The organism is Rhodococcus sp. P4_B6, assembly GCF_056402215.1.
This window is the reverse complement of sequence record NZ_JBFUHV010000318.1, coordinates 1-4,841: the sequence shown is the minus strand read 5'-3', so window position 1 is coordinate 4,841 and position 4,841 is coordinate 1. Positions and strand designations below refer to the sequence as shown.

The following is a 4,841-nucleotide window of genomic DNA, read 5'->3' as shown; positions in this document are numbered from 1 at the left end:
CGGCATCTGGTGATGTTCGGTCCGCGGGAGGTGCTGCTCACCAGCGAGGAGCCGGTGGTCAAGCAATTCCTCAACGGCACCATGATCGGTCCGATCGGCATGTCCGAGGAGAAGGACGAGGCCACCATGGCGCAGGAGCAGGCGATGGTCGACGCCGGCCACCATGCCGGTGGTGTCGACGACGTGGAGGGCATCGTCCCGCAGATGAAGGCGACGCCGGGGATGCCGTTCCGGCAGGCCGTGGCCCGCCGGCAGGAACGCGTCCGGCACATCATGCACACCCTGCCCGAGAACGCGCAGATCGCGATTCAGCAAAGCTTCGACGAAACACTGTTTCCTGCCGATGATTTCAATACTGAGGTCATTCCTCCTCCGTGGGGGCCAGCTGAGGAGTCGCGACGGGTACTGAAGCCGTGACCCGGCTAGTCCAAAGCCTCTCCGGCGCGTGACTGCTCGTAGGAGCGTGGGGACGTTGGTCGGTCACAGTTCGCAAATCCTCTCTCCCCTAACGATTTGCAGCGTTGCCGGAGACTAAAGGTACGAAATGCGATCTATTGCTCGGTTTCGCTTGCTAGAAGTGGGCACCTCTGACTAGCATGATACGCAGAACGTTGCGTGTATCACAGTATCAAACGAAAGTGATGCTCGGCACTCAGGCCTGACTCGGCGAACGAAATTTTTGAGCCTGCCGGAGGCGGCAACAGCCTGCGCCGGCTCTTCCAGAAGTGCCGATGATGGGTCGAACCATAGGCGGGAAGCAAGAGCCAAATTCGCCGATTCGAGGGCGACGGAATTGTCGTGCGCTTACACGCGAGGAGAGGATCGATGGGGACGCTGGCAACCACCGAGGTTCCGCTGGAGCATGATCAGCGAGGTTCGGCAAACGGGACATTCAAGGGCGGTCGCAGAGGTGCGAACGCTCGGCCTTCCCGGACGCAGCGGGCGGCCGGGTACCTTAACAAAAGTGCGCCAGTCCGGAGCCTGGAGACGTTGGGCAGGCTGGTACATCTGGTTACCGAAGTACTGCGGTACACCGTTATTGACACGATCAAGCTGCGTCTGCCCGTGCATGAGATCGCGGATCAGATGTGGCTGCTGTTCAAGGTGACGGCGCTGCCCGCGTTGCTGATGGCTATCCCGATCGGCGCCGAGGTGTCGGTCCAGGTCGGTGGCATCATGAATCAGGTCGGTGCCAGTTCGCTCGCGGGCGCGGCARGCGGACTCGGTGTCGTCGGCCAGGGTGCACCGATGGCGGCGGGTCTGCTCATGAGTGGCGCGGCTGCCTCGGCAATCTCATCCGACTTGGGTGCACGGTCAATCCGCGAGGAAATCGACGCGATGCGTGTGATGGGCGTGGACCCGGTAGAACGTCTGGTAATGCCGCGATTTTTGGCGATGCTCCTAATCTCTCCCATCCTGTGCATCATCATCATCTCGACCGGTGTCGCTGCCGGCCTCATCATCTCTGTGAATGTCGCCGACGTCGTACCGGGTAGCTTCTGGCAGTCGTTCGGCGCATTTACCTCTCCCACCGATCTAGCGTTCTCGGTGTTGAAAGCGTTTCTGTTCGCCGCAATCGTCGTCTCCATAGCCAGTCTGCGAGGACTCGAGGCGAAAGGCGGGCCCAAGGGGGTGGCGAACGCCGTCAACGCGTCAGTGGTGCTTAGTGTCTTCAGCATCTTTATCACAAATCTGTTGGTCAGCCAGCTGCAGCTGATGTTCTATCCGACCCGATTGGCCTGATGAAATGAATGCTTCCTCAAAATACAGTCCGGTTGCACCGGTCATGTTGCGACCCTTCAGGGTGGTGGGGCGCGGCTTATCAGGCATGGTCGGTGAGATCGGCCAGCTGGCGGTGTTCGTGTGGAAAGTCGTCATCTCCCTTCCCCGAACCGTCAAACACTACCGTCAGGCCACCTGGAAGACTATGAACGACATGGCTTGGGGCAGTGGTTCATTGGTCGTCGACGGCGGCGTAATCAGCCTAATGTTCTTTCTCGGTGTCGCGGTCGGCGCTGTGGTCGCCATCGAGGCGTTCCTAGCGCTCGACCTGCTCGGTTTCGGTCCCCTCACCGGCATCATCGGATCGTTCGGCAATATTCGCGTTATCGCGCCGATTATCACCGGAATCGGGTTTGCCGCACAGGCCGGCTGCCGCATGACAGCAGAAATTGGCGCCATGAGAATTTCGGAGGAGATCGACGCCACGGAAGCTATGGGCCTGCAATCAATTCCATTCGTCGTAGGCACCCGACTCATTGGCGGTCTGTTGGTGGTCTTGCCCGGATACCTGATGGCGCTGGTGGTGAGCTTCTTCGTCGGCGGTGTAATCGTGAAGACTTTCGAAGGACAACCACACGGAACGTACGACCACTACTTCGCGCAATTCCTAAATTGGCCGGATCTGGGAGCATCGGTTCTCAAGACAATCACGTTCTGCGTCGTCGTTACAATCATCCATTGCTACTACGGTTACTTTGCCAGCGGCGGGCCGGCCGGGGTCGGATTGGCATCAGGCAGGGCGATTCGGGCCAGCCTCGTATTGATCGTGGTACTGAACTTCTGCATGACGGTGGCGCTCTGGGGTCTGAGCCCGGTGTTGACCTTCAAAGGATAAGATAATGAGCAAACCGAGAAATCAGGATTTCATCCGTGGGTCCGACGAGCACCAAATCCGAATGGTCAACACTGCTGCCGGTCTCACCCTCGTGCTGGTGGCGATCGTGCTTGTCACGGCTATCTGGATTCGTCCGCTTCTGACAAAACCCGACGGATTGCGCCTCACAGTCGAAACTCTTCAGGTCGGGCCTGGCGTGGCCGAAGGCACCAGGGTGATTTTGCGAGGTGCCGAAGTTGGTGAGGTGACGTCCGTCGAGAAGACAGATCAAGACATGGTACGCATCCACTTGTCTCTGAAGCCTGATGAGGTCGAGGGGTTGACAGACTCGATGGACTTGGACTTCCGTCCGCTCAACTATTTTGGGGTCGCGGCCGTCGATCTGGTGGCCAAGGAGGGGGGTAACAACCTGGTCTCCGGGGCGGAACTCCAACGCACAACGGTCGGTGACTACACGATGTCGACACTGCTCGAACAGGGGTCACACACTATCGACGGAACCCTTACAACGAGCATGATCACTACGTTGAACAAGGTCATCCGGTACAGCGACGGAGTGACCCCGCTGATCCAGACCGGTATTGTCCTGGCTGACGAAGTGGCGAAAACGCAGCAGGAGATACCGAGCGCGTTGCTGTCTCGGGTAAACGACATCCTGGCCGTGATGCCGGCCTTCAGCGACCAGACCATCCAGGCGTTCTACATCCTGTTCGACACCAAGTTCAACAAGAGGCCCGATGGCTCGTTTGGTGTCAATGATCTGATGATGGACCGGGGTGGCGCAGGACTTGACCTGGCCTCGAAAAAGCTGTTTGGTTCGGCCGGCATTCTGCTGGCTTCACACGCGACAGAGTTGACACCGCTGACGGAGATCGCACGGGCGTTCGCCACCGCACTGCCGAACCTTCTCGACAATGGCACGGCGCTGGGCAAACTCGCGAGCCTGATCGATCGGTACAACAACGTTTTTTCGACGAACGGCGACAAAAGGGTCCTCAACCTTCGCGTCGCGCTCGACGACCTACCGTCCTTGGCAGCGCCACTCAGTGCGATGGCGGGGGCGACGGCGGCGCAGCAGGGAGAGGTGCCTCGATGAAGCCGCATATGAAACTTGGGCTTACGGTGCTCAAATTGGGTGTGGTGGCGGTGGTCGCTGCACTGTTGTTCGTCATTGTGGTCAACGCGATGAAGAGCCCTGTCGAGGGTGATACCCGTTCTTATACAGCGCAATTCGCCGACGTATCCGGACTTCACGAGAATGGTGACGTCAGAACCAGAGGCGTGCAGATCGGCAAGGTGACTTCGGTGGAGCTCACAAGCCAGGACGGTCACACCCTCGCCCAGGTAGCGTTCACACTGAAAGAACCGTACGAACTCACGAACACAACGGAGCTCGCGGTCAAGTATCAGAATCTCACCGGTGCCAGGTACATCGAGCTGACGGTGCCTGAGAATCCAGGAACGCCGGTCGGTCATCTCACCACAGCCAATACGAAGCCGTCCTTCGACATCACGCAGCTGTTCAACGGCTTGCAGCCCGTTTTGACCACGATGAGCACCGACGAGATCAACGACTTCACTGAGAATGCGATTGCGCTATTGCAAGGTGACGGCGGGGGGCTCGCTCCGATGCTCGAAAGCGCGGACAAACTCGCCGCGATGGCACGCGACCGTCAACAAGTCCTCTCGACGCTGACCGCGAACATGGCGCGGATCGCCGACACAATGGGCAGCCGTTCGCCGCAGGTGATGGATTTCCTGGATTCGCTCAATTATTCGATTGAGGAAGCGATGACAGTGCTCGACAAGTTCCAGAAGACAGCCGTGTTTGGGCCTCAGTTTATGAGGCCGCTATTCCGATTGATCGAGCAACTCGGTCTGACGCATGACATGGATGTCGACCAGATGCTGACAAACGCGTTCGAATCTCTACCGGCTGCGGCCGATGCACTGCGCTTGCTCCCCGCGTCGATCGCGGGCCTGCAGTTACCGCAGGTGTCGGCGACCTCGGCCAACGTATCTTGCACCAACGGAGTCGCCACATTGCCGACGACAGTCCAGGTGCTTCTCAATGGCAGCGAGGTAGTTGTATGCAACGCACGATGACCGTCGCGGTCCGGGGATTGAGGCGGATCACCCAGGGGTATCGCAGTCAGCTGACTCTCGGCGTCGCGGTCGTGGTCGTGGTTGTCATCGCGTTGACGATCACAGTGCTGGTGTACGT

Annotated in this window: 4 protein-coding genes and 1 pseudogene; all 5 read left to right on the top strand. The window is 59.0% G+C overall.

Going from position 1 to position 4,841, the window contains the following annotated elements; translation table 11 throughout:
* Positions 1 to 417 (top strand): annotated as a pseudogene (locus tag AC1DWT_RS49465) (ABC transporter ATP-binding protein); the annotation flags it as partial.
* A 408-nt stretch (positions 418 to 825) separates the two neighbouring features.
* Positions 826 to 1,743, top strand: coding sequence for an MlaE family ABC transporter permease (locus tag AC1DWT_RS49460; protein ID WP_477926088.1), 918 nt, complete (start codon positions 826 to 828; stop codon positions 1,741 to 1,743).
* Positions 1,744 to 1,828: 85 nt separating this feature from the next.
* Positions 1,829 to 2,617, top strand: a complete 789-nt coding sequence (locus AC1DWT_RS49455; RefSeq protein WP_477926089.1) for an MlaE family ABC transporter permease — start codon at positions 1,829 to 1,831, stop codon at positions 2,615 to 2,617.
* Positions 2,618 to 2,621: 4 nt separating this feature from the next.
* Positions 2,622 to 3,713, top strand: coding sequence for an MlaD family protein (locus AC1DWT_RS49450; protein ID WP_477926087.1), 1,092 nt, complete (start codon positions 2,622 to 2,624; stop codon positions 3,711 to 3,713).
* Entirely contained in the window at positions 3,710 to 4,723 is a 1,014-nt protein-coding gene (locus AC1DWT_RS49445; RefSeq protein ID WP_477926086.1) for an MlaD family protein, read from the top strand. The genes AC1DWT_RS49450 and AC1DWT_RS49445 overlap by 4 nt, the downstream gene beginning before the upstream one ends.
* Positions 4,724 to 4,841 lie beyond the last annotated feature (118 nt).

What these genes read in the sequence shown, in the direction of transcription:
- AC1DWT_RS49455 (WP_477926089.1), top strand. Translation starts at nt 1,829, where the DNA reads ATGGTCGGTGAGATCGGCCAGCTGGCGGTGTTCGTGTGGAAAGTCGTC.
- AC1DWT_RS49450 (WP_477926087.1), top strand. Translation starts at nt 2,622, where the DNA reads ATGAGCAAACCGAGAAATCAGGATTTCATCCGTGGGTCCGACGAGCAC.
- AC1DWT_RS49445 (WP_477926086.1), top strand. Translation starts at nt 3,710, where the DNA reads ATGAAGCCGCATATGAAACTTGGGCTTACGGTGCTCAAATTGGGTGTG.